The 18,917-nt window shown below is 72.1% G+C and carries 19 protein-coding genes and 1 riboswitch; of the genes, 12 read left to right on the top strand and 7 right to left on the bottom strand.

The window, feature by feature from the left end:
* Positions 1-54: 54 nt before the first annotated feature.
* Genes asnB through AC1DW8_RS13605 form a run of 4 tightly spaced genes read left to right on the top strand, consistent with a single transcriptional unit; the run spans position 55 to position 5,861 of the window.
* Positions 55-2,946, top strand: a complete 2,892-nt coding sequence (gene asnB, locus AC1DW8_RS13590) for an asparagine synthase (glutamine-hydrolyzing) (protein WP_478094628.1) — start codon at positions 55-57, stop codon at positions 2,944-2,946.
* Complete coding sequence (locus AC1DW8_RS13595) at positions 2,943-3,662, top strand: phosphatase PAP2 family protein (RefSeq protein WP_478094630.1); 720 nt, start codon at positions 2,943-2,945, stop codon at positions 3,660-3,662. Before asnB ends, AC1DW8_RS13595 begins: the two co-directional genes overlap by 4 nt.
* Positions 3,659-4,546 (top strand): polysaccharide deacetylase family protein, encoded by an 888-nt coding sequence (locus tag AC1DW8_RS13600; RefSeq protein ID WP_478094632.1) that lies wholly within the window; start codon positions 3,659-3,661, stop codon positions 4,544-4,546. Before AC1DW8_RS13595 ends, AC1DW8_RS13600 begins: the two co-directional genes overlap by 4 nt.
* Positions 4,547-4,589: 43 nt before the next feature.
* Complete coding sequence (locus AC1DW8_RS13605) at positions 4,590-5,861, top strand: YncE family protein (protein WP_478094634.1); 1,272 nt, start codon at positions 4,590-4,592, stop codon at positions 5,859-5,861.
* A gap of 269 nt (positions 5,862-6,130) precedes the next feature.
* Here AC1DW8_RS13605 and AC1DW8_RS13610 read toward each other — a convergent pair whose 3' ends face one another.
* The 5 genes from AC1DW8_RS13610 to AC1DW8_RS13630 form a co-directional block, all read right to left on the bottom strand.
* Positions 6,131-6,745 carry a maleylpyruvate isomerase N-terminal domain-containing protein gene (locus AC1DW8_RS13610; RefSeq protein ID WP_478094637.1) on the bottom strand — a complete coding sequence of 205 codons (615 nt, stop codon included), beginning with the start codon at positions 6,743-6,745 and terminating at the stop codon, positions 6,131-6,133.
* Positions 6,746-6,797: 52 nt separating this feature from the next.
* Positions 6,798-7,295 carry a pyridoxamine 5'-phosphate oxidase family protein gene (locus AC1DW8_RS13615; RefSeq protein ID WP_478094639.1) on the bottom strand — a complete coding sequence of 166 codons (498 nt, stop codon included), beginning with the start codon at positions 7,293-7,295 and terminating at the stop codon, positions 6,798-6,800.
* Positions 7,296-7,402: 107 nt separating this feature from the next.
* Positions 7,403-8,482 (bottom strand): fatty acid desaturase family protein, encoded by a 1,080-nt coding sequence (locus tag AC1DW8_RS13620; RefSeq protein ID WP_478094641.1) that lies wholly within the window; start codon positions 8,480-8,482, stop codon positions 7,403-7,405.
* A 260-nt stretch (positions 8,483-8,742) separates the two neighbouring features.
* Positions 8,743-9,162, bottom strand: a complete 420-nt coding sequence (locus tag AC1DW8_RS13625) for a DUF7144 family membrane protein (protein ID WP_478094644.1) — start codon at positions 9,160-9,162, stop codon at positions 8,743-8,745.
* 145 nt (positions 9,163-9,307) lie between these two features.
* A complete protein-coding gene (locus AC1DW8_RS13630; protein ID WP_478094647.1) occupies positions 9,308-9,598 on the bottom strand; it encodes a hypothetical protein in 291 nt (96 codons plus the stop codon).
* A 183-nt stretch (positions 9,599-9,781) separates the two neighbouring features.
* Here AC1DW8_RS13630 and AC1DW8_RS13635 point away from each other — a divergent pair, with 183 nt between their 5' ends.
* From AC1DW8_RS13635 to AC1DW8_RS13645, 3 genes are all read left to right on the top strand, one after another.
* Entirely contained in the window at positions 9,782-11,380 is a 1,599-nt protein-coding gene (locus AC1DW8_RS13635) for a phytoene desaturase family protein (RefSeq protein WP_478094649.1), read from the top strand.
* Complete coding sequence (locus tag AC1DW8_RS13640; protein ID WP_056772899.1) at positions 11,377-11,823, top strand: SRPBCC family protein; 447 nt, start codon at positions 11,377-11,379, stop codon at positions 11,821-11,823. Before AC1DW8_RS13635 ends, AC1DW8_RS13640 begins: the two co-directional genes overlap by 4 nt.
* Before the next feature lie 137 nt (positions 11,824-11,960).
* Positions 11,961-12,890 (top strand): hypothetical protein, encoded by a 930-nt coding sequence (locus AC1DW8_RS13645; RefSeq protein WP_478094651.1) that lies wholly within the window; start codon positions 11,961-11,963, stop codon positions 12,888-12,890.
* Positions 12,891-12,917: 27 nt separating this feature from the next.
* On the opposite strand, the gene AC1DW8_RS13650 is transcribed toward AC1DW8_RS13645, so the two are convergent.
* Together AC1DW8_RS13650 and AC1DW8_RS13655 are read right to left on the bottom strand one after the other, a co-directional pair.
* The gene (locus tag AC1DW8_RS13650) at positions 12,918-14,207 is read right to left on the bottom strand and encodes a hypothetical protein (RefSeq protein WP_478094653.1); all 1,290 of its coding nucleotides are present in this window, start codon (positions 14,205-14,207) and stop codon (positions 12,918-12,920) included.
* 111 nt (positions 14,208-14,318) lie between these two features.
* Positions 14,319-14,618, bottom strand: coding sequence for a hypothetical protein (locus tag AC1DW8_RS13655; RefSeq protein ID WP_478094655.1), 300 nt, complete (start codon positions 14,616-14,618; stop codon positions 14,319-14,321).
* 55 nt (positions 14,619-14,673) lie between these two features.
* Positions 14,674-14,786: riboswitch (SAM riboswitch) on the top strand.
* A 32-nt stretch (positions 14,787-14,818) separates the two neighbouring features.
* On the opposite strand from AC1DW8_RS13655, the gene AC1DW8_RS13660 reads away from it, so the two are divergent.
* From AC1DW8_RS13660 to AC1DW8_RS13680, 5 genes are all read left to right on the top strand, one after another.
* Positions 14,819-14,923, top strand: a complete 105-nt coding sequence (locus tag AC1DW8_RS13660; RefSeq protein WP_478094657.1) for a putative leader peptide — start codon at positions 14,819-14,821, stop codon at positions 14,921-14,923.
* A gap of 110 nt (positions 14,924-15,033) precedes the next feature.
* Positions 15,034-15,591, top strand: coding sequence for a cysteine dioxygenase (locus tag AC1DW8_RS13665; RefSeq protein WP_056825067.1), 558 nt, complete (start codon positions 15,034-15,036; stop codon positions 15,589-15,591).
* Positions 15,588-16,814 (top strand): LLM class flavin-dependent oxidoreductase, encoded by a 1,227-nt coding sequence (locus tag AC1DW8_RS13670; protein WP_478094660.1) that lies wholly within the window; start codon positions 15,588-15,590, stop codon positions 16,812-16,814. The genes AC1DW8_RS13665 and AC1DW8_RS13670 overlap by 4 nt, the downstream gene beginning before the upstream one ends.
* A 13-nt stretch (positions 16,815-16,827) precedes the next feature.
* Positions 16,828-18,252 carry an NtaA/DmoA family FMN-dependent monooxygenase gene (locus tag AC1DW8_RS13675; RefSeq protein ID WP_478094662.1) on the top strand — a complete coding sequence of 475 codons (1,425 nt, stop codon included), beginning with the start codon at positions 16,828-16,830 and terminating at the stop codon, positions 18,250-18,252.
* A complete protein-coding gene (locus AC1DW8_RS13680; RefSeq protein WP_478094664.1) occupies positions 18,249-18,851 on the top strand; it encodes an NADPH-dependent FMN reductase in 603 nt (200 codons plus the stop codon). The genes AC1DW8_RS13675 and AC1DW8_RS13680 overlap by 4 nt, the downstream gene beginning before the upstream one ends.
* Positions 18,852-18,917: the final 66 nt, after the last annotated feature.

The following is an 18,917-nucleotide window of genomic DNA, read 5'->3' on the forward strand; positions in this document are numbered from 1 at the left end:
CAGCGGCGTCGTCGCACGATGGCGGGTCAGACGACCGTCGTCGGAGGGATGCGCATGTGTGGAATCGCCGGGTACTTCGGCCTCGAGGAGGACCGTGGGCTGCTGGACCGGATGAATGCGGCCCAGCGCCACCGTGGGCCCGACGACTCGGGTACCCACGTCGACGGCCCCGTCGGGCTGGCCCACCAGCGCCTGTCGATCATCGACCGCGAGGGCGGGAGGCAGCCGATGGCCACGCCGGACGGCAGGTACGTCCTCGCGTACAACGGTGAGGTCTACAACTACCGCGCGCTGCGGGACGAGCTCGCCGCGGCGTCACACACGTTCGTGTCGCACAGCGACACCGAGGTCGTCCTGCAGGCGTATGCGGCGTGGGGACGTGAGGCGTTCGACCGCCTCAACGGGATGTTCGCGATCGCGGTCTGGGACCGCGACGAGCAGACGCTGACCCTGGCCCGCGACCAGTTCGGCATCAAGCCGCTCCATGTGAGCCGGGTGTCGGAGGCGCACGGAGGACGACGCGGCCCTGGAGGGTCATGGCTCTTCGCGAGCGAGATCAGCCCCATCCTCGTCAGCGGCCGCCACGACCGAGCGCCCAACGAGCGCAGCCTGTTCCGCTATCTGCGCCATCGGGTGCACGACGACGGTGCCGAGACCTTCTTCGAGGGCATCGAGCGCCTGCTGCCCGGTGAGATGGCGACGATCAGCGCTGACGGGTTCGAGCGCCGGCGCTACGGCACCCTGCAGCGCGACCTCGAGCGCGCTCGTCCCGCCGCGACCGGTGCGGGCGCGGAGGAGGTCGCGGCCCTGCGCGACGGGCTGACCGAGTCCATCGCGCTGCGGCTGCGCTCGGACGTGCCGGTGGGAACGTCGCTCTCCGGTGGGCTCGACAGCTCGACCATCGCCGTCGGGATCGACCGGCTGCTCACCACGCACGACACGTCGGCCGAGGCCGTCGGGCCCCGGCAGCAGACCTTCTCGGCGGTCTTCCCCGGCTACCGCAACGACGAGGAGCGCTGGGTGGATGACGCCATCGACGCGTGCTCGGGTCCCGTCCAGTCGCACCGGATCCGGCCGACCTCCGACGACCTGCTCGCCGACCTCAGCGACTTCGTGCGCACCCAGGAGGAGCCCGTCGTCTCGACCGGACCGTACGCGCAGTACCGCGTCATGAAGGAGGCGAGCCGGCACGTCACGGTGATGCTCGACGGACAGGGCGCGGACGAGATGCTGGCGGGATACGTCCCCCAGACCGTCACGCACCTGCGCAGCCTGGTCTCCCGGGACCGACGCGCCGGCCTCGCGGAGATCATCGCCAACCGTGACATCCTCGCCGGCCAGGTCCGCTCGCGGCTCCGGACCCGGCTGCAGGGCGGGGGATCGGTGAGCCTGCTCCTCCGACGGGACTTCAGGGCCGTCCACGCCGAGGACACCTACGCCGTGGAGGGGGCGACCCTGCGACAGCGCCTCGTCCACGACCTCTTCGTGGCCTCGCTGCCGGCCCTGCTGCGCTACGAGGACCGCAACTCGATGCGCTTCTCCGTCGAGGGCCGGGTGCCCTTCCTCGACCCCGACCTCGTGCGCACCGTCTTCGCGATGCCCGACGACGCGATCATCCGGGACGGCTGGAACAAGCACGTCCTGCGCGATGCCGAGGAGCACGTCCTTCCGGCCTCGATCACCCGACGGCGCAACAAGATCGGCTTCACGACCCCGCAGAACGAGTGGTTCCACGAACAGCGCGAGTTCATCTACCGGGTGTTCCTCTCCGAGTCGTTCGCGAGCCGCCCCTACTTCGACCGGACCGAGGTCCTCAACGCCTTCGAGCAGTGGCTGAGCGGCCGGGGCTCGCTCGACTCCATGGCTTTCTGGCGCATCCTCAACGTCGAGCTCTGGCTTCGAGAGTTCTTCGACGCGCCAGCCGAACCCGCCACCGACGACAGGTCCGACGCCCGGTCCGACCCGGCCGACGACGCGAGGTCGGGCGCGGCCGGCCCCACGGGCGGAGCGGTCCGTGGGGCAGGCTCCCTGACCGCCCCCGCCACCAACGAGGGGAAGGACCTCGACATCGAGCTGCCCGACGGCACACGGGTCCGTCGCCTCCCGGTGCGCACCCCGCAGGTGGCGGACACCGACGACCTCGTGGCCCTCGTCGTGGACCGGGTCCGCGCGCACGTGGACGCGCTCGGTGACGGCCGGTCCGTCGCGGGATCGGGGTTCAGCCGCTGGCACGTCTTCGTCTCGGAGAAGGTCGTCGCGATCACCCAGCACCGCTCGTTCTTCATCTGGGACATCCCCGTCAGCCGAGCCGCGCGCGTGCTGAGCCGTCACGTGACGCGGACCCCCGCGGGCATCGGTCTAGGGTCACCGTTCACGATGCAGCTGGCGATCGACGAGGCGGGTCTCCCGCGGGTGTTGCTCGCCGCGGCCGCGGGCGCCGCGGGAAAGCTCGTCGGACGGCGGGGTCTCTTCTACACCGTCGTCGGGGGCGACGTGCGCGCCATCGACGGGCCCACCGAGTACTCGGTCCACCCGGCCAACCTGTCGGCCAAGCTCGCCCCCGAGGATCCCGACCGCGTGTCTGCGACCATCTCGGCGGCGATCCGCGCCGCACTGCCCGAGGGCCTTGCCGACACCTTCGGTGGCACCGTCGTCATCGACGCGAACGACCTCGGCTGCAACGTCCTCGGGACCGACGCCGCGGGCGACCGGACCCGGATGGAGCAGATGTTCGCCGACAACCCCTTGGGCCAGGGGTCACAGCGCACCCCGGTGGCGCTCGTCCTCGACGACCTCAGACTCCTGGACCCGAGCCCGCCGACGAGCCCCGACACGAGCGCCGACACGAGCCCGGCCACGGACCCGGCCACGGACCCGGCCACGGACCCGACGCCGCTCGTGACGGCATACGCGGCTCCCGCCCGGGCGAGCGGACGGTCCGCATGACCACCGTCGTGACCTCCGAGCCGGCCTCGGCGAAGCGCCGGCGGGCGCGTCGGCGGGCCTGGGTGGTCTGGGGGATCGCGCTCCTCGGCGTCGGTCTCGCCCTCGGCTTCGCGGTGACGGCTGCCGGCGCCTCCCGCACCGGCGAGCTGGGGCTGGACGTGCTCCTCTCAGGGCACCGCGACCGTCTGCTGACCGCGGCCGCCCAGGTCGTCGACGTCGGCCTCGGCACGCGCGTCGCACCGGTCCTGCTGCTCGTGGGCTGCGGACTCGTCTGGACGAGAGACCGGTTCGCCGCCGTGACCATCGGGGTCCTGACGGTCGTCGGCTGGCTGTCCGTCGAGATCGGCAAGGTCCTCGTCCACCGGCCCCGGCCCCCGGCCGCCGCCGTCCACGCCCTCGTCGCGGAGACCGCCGCCGACAGCTACCCGATCAGAGACACCGCGTTCGCCGCGGCGACGGTCTTCGCGGTCGTGGCGGCACTGGTCCTGACCGGTCGCTCCACCCGGGTCGCCCTTGTCGTCGGCCTGCCCATCGTGGCCGTCGTCGCCCTCTCGCGGCTCTACCTCGGGGCCCACTACCTCACCGACGTGGTCGCCTCGGTCGTCTTCGCCGGCGCATCCGTCCTCGTGGTGACGGCCCTCGCCGCACCCGCCATGCCGTGGCTGCGAACTCGGCTGCGTCCTCGCCCCGGTGAGCCGGAAGGGAGGGACGCGTGACTCCACAGGAGCCGGCCCCCGACCGGCCCGACCGGGTGCCTGCCTCCCGCCGTGGCACCTCTCGGAGAGCCGTGCTTGCCGCGGCCGCCGGCGCTCTGGGGTCGGCCGGCGTCGCCGCGTGCTCGCCGACCCCGAAGACCCCGCCGCCCGCGGCGCAGGGAACGCTCCGGGCGACCCGCTCACCCGCGCCGACGTCCGGCGTCCCCGGCTCGGCACCTCCGGTGGCGACCGGGCCATCGCCGGCTCGCACCACGTCGACCGAGGCCGACACGGTCCTCGGGTCCGTCGGCCCCGACATCCGGTCGGGCTCGTCCGGCCGGCACGAGGTCGCCCTGACCTTCCACGGCGCCGGACCTGCCTCCCTGACGGCGACCGTCCTCGACATCGCCCGCGCCCACGGGGCCCGGGTCACCGTGTTCGCCGTGGGCCAGTGGCTCCATGCCAACCCGGCGCTGGGCCGCGCGGTCCTCGCGGGAGGCCACGACCTGGGCAACCACACGTGGAGCCACCGACCCATGCGCAGGCTCACCGCCGCCGAGGCCGACGCCGAGGTGAGCCGGGGGGCGGCCGAGGTGGCTCTCGTGCGCGGCTCGGCCGGGCTGCTCTTCCGGCCGTCGGGGACTCCGACGAGCACCGCCGTGATCCGGGCGGCCGCGCGCGCCTGCGGCTACGCCCGCTGCATCTCCTACGACGTCGACCCCCAGGACTACCTCGACCCCGGGACGGCCGCCGTGCGCGAGCGGACGCTCGCCGACGTCCGGGCCGGGAGCATCGTCAGCCTCCACCTCGGTCACGCCGGCACCGTGGCCGCACTGCCCGGCATCCTCGCCGGAATGCGTGCCCGTGGCCTCCGGGCGGTCACGGTCAACGAGCTCCTGGCGTGAGCGCGTCCCGCGCTCGTGTCGCCGTGGGACGCTTCGCGGCGTCGTGGTCCTGCTGGCCCTCACGGTCACGACGAGCGCGCTGCTGGCCGACTGCTCGACGTCCCGGACCGCCGCGGCCGGTGCGCCGAGTTCGTCGTCGCGGGTCGTCGCCGCCCTCGGACCGGGCCCGACGGCCCCTGCGCCGACCTCCTCGGGGTCACCCTCGGTGCGTCCGTCGGGGACCACGCCGCGGGACGCCGGGACGATGCAGCCGTATGCGTTCACCGGCGCGGGGAGACTCGCCGCGGAGGCCCGCCGGGCGCGTCCGCTCGTCTACGTGCCCGAGCAGCTCGCCGGGACGGTGCAGGTCATCGACCCGAGGACGTATGCCGTCATCGCCACCCGACGCGTGCCGCGTTCGCCCGAGCACGTCGTGCCGTCCGCGGACCTGCGTCGCCTCTGGGTCAACAGCGACGCGGGCAACGCCCTGACGCCCATCGACCCGCGCACCGGTGCCGTCGGCACCCCCGTCCCGGTGCGCGACCCCTACAACCTCTACTTCACCCCCGACGGGAGGAGCGCGCTCGTCATGGCCGAGCGGCTCCGTCGGGTGGACGTCCGTGACGCTCGCACCATGGCCCTGCGGCGTTCCCTGCCGGTGCCGTGCGCTGGGCTCAACCACGCCGACTTCACGGCCGACCTGACGAGGATGCTCGTCAGCTGCGAGTTCAGCGGTGACCTCGCCGAGCTCGACGCGTCCGCCACCCGGGTCGTCCGGATCGTCGACCTGAACCACGTCCGGACCCCGGGAGCGACCCGCCCGGCCGATGCCCGGTCGATGGGCGGTCCCGCGGCCATGCTCGCGTCGGGCGCGACGTCGATGCCCCAGGACGTGCGTCTCTCTCCGGACGGCCGGTCCTTCCTCGTCGCCGACATGCTGCGCAACGGCATCTGGGTCCTCGACGCGACGACCTTCCACGTGACGCGGTTCGTCAGGACGGGCCTGGGCGCGCACGGCATCTATCCCGCCCGGGACGCGCGACGCGTCTTCGTGAGCAACCGGGGTGAGGGGAGCGTCAGCGTCCTCGACGGCGGCACCCTGCGCCGGCTCGCTACGTGGCGGATCCCCGGCGGGGGATCCCCCGACATGGGAGGGGTGACGGCCGACGGGAGCGAGCTGTGGTTCTCCGGTCGCTACGACTCCTGCGTCTACGTCCTCGACACCGTGACGGGCCGTGTCACCCACCGCATCCGGGTGCGACCGGGGCCGCACGGCCTGCTCGTCTGGCCGCAACCGGGCCGCTTCTCGCTGGGTCATACGGGCAACATGCGATGACCTCGTGGCCCGACGTCGCGCGGTCCGGGAGATCTGCTGAAAAACCGTGTCATGAAAACGCAGGCCGATCGTCTACAGGGGGAAGGGACGCCCCCGGGCGTCCTGGCAACAGCCTCGGGTGTTCGTGGAGGGGTACCCCAGGCTGGCCCGTCGGGGACGGGCAGCACCGAACAGAGCCCCCGCTCGCCCACCTGAGCGGGGGCTCTGTGCTGCGCCCGGCCCTAGGGTCCACCTGCGGCGCGGTCGGCGACTCGAGCGACTCGAGCGACTCAGCTTCGCACCGTCGGGTCCCAGCGCCACGTCTCGAGGCGGGGCCGGTCCGCGAGGGCGCCGCGACCGCAGCACCAGAGCAGGACCTCCGTCGGGTCCCCGCCAGGTGCCTGCGGGAAGAGTCGCGCCAGCGCGCCGGCCGTGAGCTCCTGAGGCGGCACCCACTCGAGCCCCAGCCCGCGGGTGACGTCGTGGGTGTGCACGAGCACCTCGACGACGCCCATGGCCGCGAAGCCCTCCGCGTCCGCGACGCCGGCCGGGTGCCAGGCCCGCAGCCCGGCCGGCGCGGCCCGGCAGGCCAGGTGGAGCAGCTCCGCGCACGTGACGACCGAGGCGACGAGACGGTCGGGCGTCGCGGCGTCCTCGACCACGAGCTCCATCGGCAGGTAGGCCGCGTCCGGCTGCGCGACGACCTGGCCGGCATACGAGAAGAGCACGTCGGCCACGTGCGCCGCGGTGCGCCGGCACGACCACTCGAGGTCACCGGCCGGCATACTCCACTTGCGGTCGACGGCGGCGTCGAGGACGCGGCGGCACTCCGCCGCCACGGAGGGGATGAGATCGGTGATCGGGCGCGGATCGGTGAGAACCCCGGGACTCGTCGCTGTGGTCATGACCCGACCGTGCCACCGGATCCGGACGGTCCCCGACCGGGAAGGCACGGACTCAGGCGCGTTGCCGGCGCTCGCGCTCCAGGACCAGCTCCTCGACGGCGCTCGGCAGCGTCGTCTCGAAGTCGATGAGCTTCGCCCACGTCGGGGTCACGACGATCCGGACCATCCCGTCGTAGAGCGAGCGGACCTCCGCCTCCCACCCGACCCGCTGCTCGGGCGTCATCGTGTAGGTCCCGTTCATCTGGAGATACTCCTCCGGGATGCCGTCGACGACATCGAGCTCGGCCGTGCCGCGGACGAGCAGCATCGTCGGCGGGTGCACCTCGGTGTCGATGGTGAGCGCGACCACGGGGTCGCGACGCAGGGCAGGCAGCTTCGGGGAGTTCTTCGTGGTGCACATGACCACCTGGGTCCCGTTCCAGGTGAAGGCGATCGGGATGACGCGCGGTGTGCCGTCCGTAGCGACATAGGCCAGGCGGGCCACGTCACGCGCAAGCATCTGCTGGCTCCCGGGCCGGTTCAGGACCTCGGTGATCTCGTTCGGTTGCACGGGTCGACCTCCGTGTTCAGGTGGGCCTCCGGGGTGGCTGCCCGTCACGGGAGGGACGGGGCCGGCCCGCGTGTCTCGACATCGGACCGCTGGCCGGCCTGTGACCGTCAGGTGGCATCCGTCACGGTCACCGCGCGTCGGCTCGCGACGAGCGGGCACAGGAAGGGGTCGTTGTCCTTGAGGCCGACGGCATTGAGGTGGCTGATGACGCTTCCGTATGCCGTCCAGAGCGTCGTCTGCGTGTAGCGCACTCCCTCGGCCGCGCAGTAGGCGACGACGAGCGGCTGCACCCGCCGCAGGTGGGGCCGCGCCATCGACGGGAAGAGGTGGTGCTCGGTCTGGTGGTTCAGCCCACCGAGGAGCACGGACATCCACCGGCCGCCACTGATGTTGCGGCTCATGAGGACCTGGCGGTTGAGGAAGTCGAGCTTGAGCCCCGGCGCGACGAGGGGCATGCCGATGTGGTTCGGGGCGAAGGAGAGGCCCATGTAGAGGCCGAACAGCGCGAGCTGGACGGCGAGGACGGCGACGACCTTGGCCGGCGACATGACGAGGAGCAGGAGCACCGGCAGGCCCGCGAGGCGGGTCGTCAGGAAGGCCAGCTCGACCCACCGGCGCTCGACCCGACGACGGCCGGCGACCCGGTGGATGCCCTCCCAGTGCAGCGACAGTCCTTCGAGCAGCAGCAGCGGGAAGAAGTACCAGCCCTGGTGGGCCACGAGCCAGCGCACCAGTGGTCGATGGGAGCGGTGGGCCTGCTCGGGGGTGAAGGCGAGCACCCCCGGCGCGATGTCGGGGTCGTAGCCGACCTTGTTGGGGTTGCCGTGGTGACGGGTGTGCTTGCTCTGCCACCAGCCGTAGCTGATGCCGACGAGCAGGTTGGCCACGACGAGGCTGACCCAGTCGTTGAGGCGTCCGGAACGGAACATCTGGCGGTGCGCGGCGTCGTGGCCGAGGAAGGCGATCTGGGTCATCAGCACCGCGAGGACCGCAGCGGGCGCGAGCTGCCACCAGCTGTCACCGATCCACACGACGATGAGCACCCACCCCGCCATCGCCACGACGGCGCCGACGAGTCTGGTCCAGTAGTAGGCGTACCGCCGACGCATCAGCCCGAGGTCGTGCACCTGGCGGGTGAGCGCCGTGAACGAGCTCCCGGTGGTCTGGTCATGGTGGGTGCTGGTCACGGCGATCGATCTCCTTGGGCCACGGTGTTTCCCGTGGCTCCGGGCGTTCGCGAGAACGGCACGGGGGTGCACGGGCATGTGAGGAGTGACCGGCGCGGAGACGGCGGTGCCGGACGACGCACGACGTCACGTTCACGGGAGGGACGCGACCGGGGTCCAGGGACTCGCCTACCACCCCGAGTGTACGCGTCCGGGGCGGCCGGCACCGCCGCGACGACCGTCAGTGTCAGGACCCGAGGGGCGACGAGCGCGGGCCGGCGTCAGTAGCCGACGTCGTCGGCGAACCCGGCGGTGCACAGCGCCCAGATGACGAGGGCGTTGAGCGTCAGCAGCACGATGGACCAGAACGGATAGACCGGTATCGAGGCGAAGTTGAGGACCATCGCGAGCGACACGGGGACCAGACCGAGGATCCGGCCGATGGGCCGCTCGGCGAGGATCAGTCCTCCGACCACGACGAGGACGATGCCCCAGACGAGGTGGATCCAGCCCCAGGCCGTGGTGTCGAAGGCGAAGATGTACCGGGGCGTGTTGACGTAGAGCGTGTTGTCGAAGAGTGCCGACAGCCCACGGAGGAACTCGAGGATGCCGGAGATGAGCAACACGGTTCCCGCGAAGAGCACGGTCCCGTACCTCCAACCGTGCGGGCGGGTCGGAGCGGTGATGGGCGAGCTGGTCATGCGTCCTCCCGGGCTTGGCGATGCCTCATCGTCGCCCGGTCCGCCGTAGACCGTCCTCACCCGGTCGGCATGAGATCGCAAGCTCTCTTGGCTGAGGGACGGGTGCCGGACGAGATCGACTGACCTCGTCAGGCAGACAGCCGGCTCAGGAGACGACCGCGTCGATGGCCTTCTTCATCGCACTGGGCTGTTCGGGACGGCGCGGCGCCTTCTTCCGCGCTGCGAGCAGCTCCTCACCGAGCTCCTGCAGCTGCTTGCGCCCGAGGCCCGCGCGGACCTTCGGGAACCAGTCCTGCTCCTCCTCGGCCATGTGGTGCTCGACGTTCTCGATGAGCACTGTCGTCTTGGCGTCGAACCGCTCGTCCGTCGCGTCCATCGCCGCGAGCTCCATGCAGAGCACGTCCGCGACGTGGTGCTCCTCGTACGACTCGAGCACGTCGTCCTCGAGGTCGGGTGCTGCAGACGAGGGTTCGGCCCCGGGACGTCCATCTCTGTCTTACCCACGTGCCCACGCATCCGGGCCGCCGCCCTTGGGTTCGTACAGCCCTGCACGGGGTACGACTGGGTTCGTACAGCCCTGCACGGGGTACGACGAGCAGGAGGCGGACGAAGGGGCAGCGTGACGACGACGGATGCAGTGGTCATCGGCAGTGGACCCAACGGGCTCGTGGCGGCCAACCTCCTCGTCGACGCCGGATGGTCGGTCGTCGTGCTCGAGGAGCAGGACCGGCCGGGGGGAGCGGTGTCCAGCGACGACGCCGTCGCGCCCGGGCACGTGCACGACACCTTCAGCTCCTTCTACCCCCTGGCCGCTGCGTCGCCGACGATCCGCGGGCTCCGTCTCGAGGAGCACGGGCTCGAGTGGTCGCACGCCCCGTCCGTCCTCGGCCACTCCTTCGGTGACGGCCGGTGGGGGGTGCTGCACCGGGACCGGGCGGCCACCGCCTCGGCGCTCGACGAGGACGCACCCGGCGACGGCGAGGCGTGGCTGGCCCTCTGCGAGACGTGGGACCGCGTCGGCGACGACGTGCTGCGTGGACTCCTCAGCCCCTTCCCACCCGTGCGCGGCGGCGCGGGTCTGGCCCGTCAGGTGCTCCGACCGGGCGGCCTGGAGCTGCTGCGCGAGATGACGATGCCGGCCCGCAGCCTGACCGAGCGGCTCTTCCGCGGGGAGGCGGCACGGATGCTCGTGGCCGGCAACGCCGGACACGCCGACATCGGTCTCGAGTCGCCGGGTTCGGCGGCCATGGGCCTGCTCCTCGCGCTGCTGGGCCAGTCCGTCGGCTTCCCCGTCCCACGCGGCGGGGCCGGCCGCCTGGCGACGGCCATGGTGGGTCGGCTCGAGTCGCAGGGAGGCGAGCTCTGCCTCGGCGAGCGAGCCGAGGGCGTACGCGTTCAGGGCGGTCGCGCGGTCGCGGTGCGGACCGCGTCGCGCGAGATCCACGTACGCCGCGCCGTCCTCGCCGACGTGTCGGCGCCCGCCCTCTACGGGGGGCTCGTGCCGTGGGGTGTCCTGCCGTCACGACTGCGCCACCGGATGGCGCGTTTCGAGTGGGACCCCTCCACCGTCAAGGTCGACTGGGCGCTCGACGGACCGGTCCCGTGGCAGGGCGCACCTGCTGCGGCTCCCGGCACGGTCCACGTCGCGGACTCGATGGACGAGATGACGCTGACCGGGGGACAGGTGGCTGCCGGGCTCGTGCCCGACAAGCCCTTCCTCCTCGTCGGCCAGATGGGCGTCGCCGACGCCTCGAGAGTGCCGACCGGGGGAGAGGCTCTCTGGGCGTACACCCATGTGCCCCAACGGGTTCGGGGTGATGCGGCAGCCGGCCGGCCGACGGTCCGCGAGGTGCGCGGCACGTGGGACGAGGGTGACCTCGAGGCGATGGCCGAACGCATCGAGCAGCGCATCGAGGACCGGGCACCCGGGTTCCGTGACCGCATCACGGCGAGACGGGTCCTCGGCCCGCGCGAGCTCGAGGCCCGCGACGCCAACCTCGTCGGGGGAGCCATCAACGGCGGCACTGCGGGACTCCAGCAGCAGCTCGTCTTCCGGCCCGTCGCCGGCTCCGGACGTGCCGAGACACCGGTCAAGGGCCTCTACCTCGCGTCCGCCTCGGCCCACCCGGGCGGCGGCGTCCACGGTGCGTGTGGCGCGAATGCCGCACGGGCTGCCCTGTGGCACCACAAGATCCAACTGCCCTGGAGGCGCACATGAGCACCACGACACGGACCGTCCACGGCACACCGGAGGCGGTCTTCGACGTCCTCGCCGACGGGTGGAGCTACAGCCAGTGGGTCGTCGGCGCCTCCCGCGTGCGCGACGTGACTCCCGGCTGGCCGGCACCGGAGACGCACATCCACCACTCCGTCGGCGCCTGGCCGCTCCTCATCGACGACACGACGACGGTGCGGCGCTGCGAGCGGCCAGACCTGCTCGAGCTGACGGTGCGTGCGTGGCCGTCCGGTGAGGGCGTCGTGCGGATCACCTGCCGCGCGAGCGGGGCCGACACCGAGGTGACGATGGAGGAGGACGCGACGAAGGGGCCCGCGCTGCTCGTCCCGAAGCCGGTCCGTGACGTGCTGCTCGACCGCCGCAACCGGGAGGCGCTCCGGCGTCTGGCGATCCTCGTCGAGCGCGCCCAGGCCGACCCTGCCTGACGGTTCGGGGGGTTCGGCGTGGGGGCAAGAGGGTGTTTTGCGAAACTTGCGGCAATCTTGCGAAACGCCTGCGCGAGTCTTGAGCAATCCGGACAATTCGGAGGGCTGGTCCCCGCCCTTCGTCCCGGAGCTCTCACATGTTCAGCACCCCTCGTGCCCGCGCCACCCGCCTCGTCGCCGCGGCTCTCGCACTGGCGGGCTCGGCTGCCGCGCTGGTCGCCATGGCTCCCGTCGCCGCGGCAGCGCCCCAGGCCGGGACGGTGACCGCCGTCGCGTCCGCGGCCCAGGACACTCGGGCCATGTGGGTGTGGGACACGAGCACCCCTGCGGCCACCGTCGACCTCGCCGTGAGCGCCGGCATCGACCAGCTCTTCGTCGCCGTCCCGCCGAACCTCACCACCTCGAGCCAGCTGCCGAACATCAAGGCGCTGAGCGACCGGGCCCGCGCTGCCGGCATCCGGGTGGACGCGCTCGGGGGCGACCCCGGCTGGGTCGACAACCCGACGTGGGTCGTCACCTACTGGCTCAAGCCGGCCAAGAGCTCGGGCCTCTTCACGGGCATCCACGTCGACGTCGAGCCCTACTCGACCTCCGCCTGGGGGACCGACCAGGCCACCGTCGTCAGCAAGTACCTCACGCTGCTCGACAAGCTCAAGGCCAATGCCGGCACCTACCCCATCGAGGCCGACATCCCCTTCTGGTTCAACACGATCCACGCCGTCGCCTCCACGGGGGCGGCCTCGACCCTCGACCGGGAGATCATGAAGCGCACGGCCGGCGTCACGGTGATGTCCTACCGCAACACCGCGGCCGGCACGGACGGGACGCTCGACGTCGCGACCCCCGCGCTCGCCGCCGGCGCCGCGCTCGGCAAGCCCGTGCGCCTCGGCCAGGAGACGAACTATCTCGGCGCGACGGCCGTCGACACGAAGCAGACGTTCTACGGCTGGACCCGCACCGCCATGGAGGCCCAGCTGGCCCAGGTGAACTCCGGCGCGAGCGCCTCTGGGACGTACGCCGGGCTGGCGATCCACGACGCCACCGGGTATGCCGCGATGGCCCCCTGACCGGGACCGGAGCAGGAACGCGACGGCTCAGCCGCCACCGATCCGGCCGGCGATGATGCTCGTGACGATGACCGACGTGATCGTCACGGTCGAGAAGCCGGCGACGATCATCTTGGGCAGGATCTCGTTCTCGATCGCGGCCACCTCCTCGGGGGTCTCTCCGGCTCCCTTGGCGGCCTCCTGGGACAGGATCATCGTGCCGGGGAAGCCGTAGAGCGAGGTGAGCCCGATCGCCACGGACATCGACACGCTGTAGCCGAGCAGCTTGCCGACGAGAGCCGAGAAGCTCGCGATCCCGACGATCCCGAAGGCGAAGGCGATGAGCAGCGGCACGGCCAGCGCTGACACGTCGCTGGGCTTCACCGTCGCCAGGGGTCCGAAGACGAGGATCATGATGGCGATCATCATGAGACCGAAGGCGTCGATGCCCGACAGGACCGACGGCTTGAAGATCCCCGTCGTGCGCAGGCCGATGCCGAAGAGCAGGGCCACGACGAACGTGTTGAGGATGCCGTCGGTGACGTTGTTGATGCCCAGACTGATGAGCACGACGACCCCGACGATGAAGAGGGTGCCGGCCGTCGTGCGGAGGGCGCCGGGCAGCTTCGTCTCCGGCACGGGCTCGGCGGGCGGCGTGGCGCCGTCCCCGCTGCTGCCGGCGTCGCCCTTGCTGCCGCCGCCATCGCCCCCGCCGCTGGCGGCGGCGGCCCCCGCGGCCACCACCGGCGCCAGCGTGCCCGCTCGGTACTCCTCCTTCAGCCGGGCGGCCTCGCGGCGCAGGATGATCGAGGTGAGCGGGAAGCCGATGAGCCCCTGGAGCGCGGCGATGAGGACGGGGAAGACGGCGATGCTCGTCAGGCCGACGCCGAGGGCCGCCTCCTGGACGATGAGGACCGAGATGGTGCCCCCGCTCAAGGCGCCGGTGCCGGCGATCACGAAGTCGAGAGCCTGCGCATAGCCGTCGGCCGCGGAGCCCGTGATCCGAGGCCCGAAGATGAATCCGGCCAGCAGCAGGGCAAGTCCGATGCCGATGACAGTGGCGATGCCGACGAGCAGCGTCTTCCACTGCTTCTTGAAGTCGTCGAGGCTGATCATGGTGCCGAGGTGGACGATGACGAAGCCGACGACGACGCCGGCGAGCGCGAGCAGGCTCGAGCTCGCGAGGAGGTCCTCGGGGAAGACGTCGGTGAGGAAGCCGACGAAGAAGATGATCGAGGCGACGAAGAGCGAGGACAGCAGCGACCTCGTCTTCTTCGCGACGAGGTCGCTCACGGTCCAGACGAGCATGACGATGACGAACGCGAGCACCGGGTTCACAGCGGCCTCATCTTCCTCGTGGTGGCGGGCTGGTCGTCTCCCGATCGTGCCGGGGGAGCGGGCGTGCCGATTCCCCCTCCGTGGGTGATCGGCACCGATCTGCTGACCCCGTCAGCCCTGCTGCCAGGCGGGGTCGCAGGAGAGCTCGACGTTGATCCAGGTGGCCACACTCAGGTGGCGCAGCCGCTCGGTGACGGCCTGACGGGCCGGGTGCTCGATCTCGGGGGGAGGCTTCATCTCGAGCAGCTCGCGCAGCATGGTCCGGACGAAGCCGACCGGGGCCGGGAGCACCATGAGTGACACGACGATGACGAGCACCGGGTCGACCAGTGCTGAGGCGGTGTCCTTGACGTCACCAGCGGGCAGCACCGTCACGACGAGGAACCCGACGGTCCGTGGCCTCGGTGGCATCTCAGGGGGTGGTCGCCCGCTATCCCTACCAAACAGGTATGTTATCTTCTCTGCAGGTCATGAGTTCCAGCGACAAGCCCCGGCTTGCTGGGCGGCAACCCTCCTCCGCGGTGGGGTGCCCCGGGTGAGGACCAGGCGTCGACCCCTCGGTCGACGCAAGCGCGGGCTTGACGAGGGCCCCACGGACACAAGGGTTTCCCGTGACGCACACCACCGAACGGCGATCCCCCGGCCACGCCCTGTGGGCTCACCGCCGCCGGCACGTCGACCTCTCCCGGGTGAGCAGCGCCCTCTGTCGGGGCTGACGACCAGACGACCGCGTGCGCAGCGTCGCCGGCCCCCTTGGGCCCGGCTGTGGCGCGCGGCGTCCCCGTAGTCCGTCTCGACCCACCCTCACACCTTCAGGAGCCTTGCCATGCCTCTGCGCACCCGCCCCGACCGGACCACCGCCCTCACCACGCTCTCTGCGCCCGGCGCCGGGACGCCATCGACGTTCGCACCACGGACCGCCGTCAACCTCGCGGAGACGGCTCGGCGCCTCGCGGGCGACCGTGCCCTCTGGGCCGGCCTCGTCGACTTCGACCCCATCAGCCGCTACTACGCCCGGATCGCCGCCGAGCCCGACCACGAGGCCTGGCTGCTCACCTGGCTCCCCGGCCAAGCGACGGAGTGGCACGACCACGGGCAGAGCGCCGGCTCGTTCGTCGTCCTGCAGGGACAGCTGAGCGAGCGCGTCGCCGATCTGGACGGTCCCGACCGGACCCCGCAGGTCGGTGAGGACGTCGGCCGGCTGCGGCCCGGCCAGCAGCGCACGTTCGGACGTCGCTACGTGCACCACGTGAGCAACGAGGGCCCGGACCCGGCGGTGAGCCTGCACGTGTACTCCCCGCGCCTCACCGAGATGACCACGTACGCGCTCACCGGCACGAACCTCAGGCCGATCGAGCTGCAGCAGAAGGGAGTCGACTGGTGACTGGCCTCACTCCGAACGCCACGCCGATCCACCTCGCCGTCGCCCTCGACGGTGCGGGATGGCACCCGGCAGCGTGGCGCGAGCCTGGTGCGCGGCCGGCCGACCTCCTCACCGCCCGCTACTGGGCCGACCTCACCACCACGGCCGAACGCGGCCTGCTCGACTTCGTGACGATCGAGGACAGTCTCGATCTCCAGTCGGCGGACCCCTTCTCCGACGACGTCGACACGCGCACCGACCAGGTGCGCGGGCGGCTCGACGCCCTCCTCGTCGCGGCCACGGTCGCGCCCCTGACGCGGCACGTCGGCCTCGTCCCGACCGTCACGACGACCCACACCGAGCCGTTCCACGTCTCCAAGGCCGTCGCCACCCTCGACCACGTGAGCCACGGTCGTGCTGGCTGGCGGGTGCAGGTGGGTGGCACACGCGGCGAGACCGGCAACGTCGGTCGTCGCACCCTCCCCCCGATCCGACGGGACCTCGCCTCCAGTCCCGAGGGCCGCGCTGCCGTGCGCGAGCGCTTCGACGAGGCTGCCGACCACGTCGAGGTCGTCCGGCGGCTCTGGGACAGCTGGGAGGACGACGCCGAGATCCGCGACGTCACGACCGGGCGGTTCGTCGACCGGGACCGGCTGCACCATGTCGACTTCGAGGGCCGGCACTTCAGCGTCCGAGGCCCGTCGATCACGCCGCGACCACCACAGGGGCAGCCCGTCGTCACCGCCCTGGCGCACCAGACGATCCCGTACGAGCTGGCGGCCCGGTCGGCGGACGTCGTCTTCGTGACGCCGCACGACGACGAGCAGGCCGCGAGCATCCTCGGCGAGGTCCGAGGGGCAGAGGCGCGGGTCGGGCGCAACGCCCGTCCCCTCACGGTCTTCGCCGACCTCGTCGTGGTCCTGGGGAGCACGACAGACGCAGCCCGGACCCGGCGACGGCGGCTCGACGAGGCCGCGGGGTCGCCCTTGACGTCCGATGCCCACGTCTTCACGGGCACCGCTGCCGACCTCGCGTCGCTCCTGCTCCGTTGGCACGACGTCGGCTACGACGGCTTCCGGCTGCGTCCGGCCGTCGTCATCGACGACCTCGCCGCGGTCGTGGACGAGCTCGTGCCCGCGCTCCAGCGCGCTGGGGCCTTCCGGACGGCATACGACCCCGGCACGCTGCGCGAGCGCCTCGGCCTGCCCGTCGCCGTGAACCGCTACGCCGCCGCGTCGGCGTGAGAAGGGAGCTCCCATGACGCAGCACCGCAAGCAGGTCATCCTCGGCGCCCACTTCCCGGGGGTCAACAACACGACGGTGTGGAGCGACCCGGCCTCGGGCAGCCACATCGACCTGTCGTCGTTCACCCACTTCGCGCAGACGGCCGAGCGCGGCCGGTTCGACTTCCTCTTCCTCGCGGAGGGGCTGCGGCTGCGAGAGCAACGAGGTCGGATCCACGACCTCGACGTCGTCGGCCGGCCCGACACGTTCACCGTCCTCGCCGCGCTGGCTGCGGTGACGCAGCACCTCGGTCTCGCCGGCACGATCAACACGACGTTCAACGAGCCCTACGAGGTCGCGCGCCAGTTCGCGACCCTCGACCACCTGTCCGGAGGACGCGCCGCGTGGAACGTCGTGACGAGCTCCGACGCCTTCACGGGTGAGAACTTCCGGCGCGGAGGGTTCCTCCCGCACGCCGAGCGTTACGAGCGCGCCGAGGAGTTCATCGCGACGGCCCGCGAGCTGTGGGACTCCTGGCCGGTCGACGCGGTGCGGGCGGACGGGGCCGACTTCCTGTCCGATGCCTCCGCGGGGACCTTCGAGCACCGCGGCAAGCACTTCGACGTCGCCGGCCGCTTCACCGTGCCCCGGAGCCCACAGGCCCATCCCGTCGTCCTGCAGGCCGGCGACTCGAGCGACGGCCGCGAGCTCGCAGCGCGCAGTGCGGACGCCATCTTCAGCCGCCACTCCACCGGGGACGGCGCGCGCGAGTTCTACCGCGACGTCAAGGGACGGCTCGAGCGCTACGGCCGGCGGCCGGACGACCTCAAGATCCTCCCGGCTGCCACGTTCGTGCTCGGTGACACCGACGCCGAGGCCGTCGCCCGGGCGGCCGAGGTGCGGCGCCAGCAGGTGAGCCCGCAGACGGCGATCCTCCTGCTCGAGCAGGTCTGGAACCGCGACCTGTCCGACTACGACCCCGACGGCCCGCTGCCGACCGTCGACCCGATCGTCTCCGACGCGTCCTCGATCGTCCGCGGCCGCGCCCGGCAGGTCGGTGACCCCGCTGTCGAGGCGGCCCGCTACCGAGCCGTGGCCGAGGCCAAGGGGCTCAGCATCCGCGAGGTCGTCATCGAGCTGACCGGTCGCCAGACCTTCGTCGGCTCACCGGAGACCGTGGCCCGCGCCCTCGAGCACGCCGTCGCGACCGAGATCAGTGACGGCTTCATCCTCGTCCCGCACATCACCCCGGGCGGACTCGACGAGTTCGCCGACCGGGTGGTGCCGCTGCTGCAGGAGCGCGGCGTCCTGCGCCGCGACTACGCCGAGGGTGCCACCCTCCGGGATCACCTCGGCCTGGGGCCAGCGCGGCCCGCATCCGACTGGGGGACAGGGGTGTCGGCCGCTCACGGTGCGTCGGCCGAGCCCCTGCGGACCGGCGTCAGGGCGAGCGCGTGACGGCGACGCCTGCGGCCGCTGGCACGGTGGTCGAGGTCGTCGAGCTCGTCGGCAACCCGCGGGTCGGCTCGCGCACGCGAGCCCTGGCGGACCTCGTCGTGCGTTCGCTCGCCGAGACGGTGGAGACGGACGGACGAGCCGCGCCGGACGGCATACGCCTGGGGGTGCCCGTCGTCATCGAGCTGGGCGAGGCGGTCACCTTCGGGGCCGTGGTGGCGCGGGCCTCGGCTCCCGTCGAGGACCCGTTCGGTGTCGTGAGGCGCGCCGGGCTGCTCGTCGTGGCGACCCCGACGTACAAGGCGACCTACAGCGGGCTGCTCAAGCTCTTTCTCGACGAGCTGAGCCAAGGCGACCTCGCGGGGGTCGCGGCGGTGCCGGTGGCGATCGCCGGCGCGCCCGCTCACCGCGACGCCGTCGCGACCGCGCTGCGCGACCTCCTCGTCGAGCTCGGCGCCGACGTGCCCACGCCCACCGTTGCGCTGCTCGAGAGCGAGGTCGCCGACCAGGAAGAGCACGTCCGCCGCTGGGCGGGGACGTATGCCGCCACGCTGGGTGCCAGCCTCGCCCGCGCGTCCGAGCCGGTCGGCACGCAGACGTGAGCGGAGCGGGCGTCACCCTGCACTGGTTCCCGCCGACCGCCGGTCTGTGTGTACGGTGTCAACACC

It is taken from the genome of Terrabacter sp. P2_E3, from assembly GCF_056403915.1.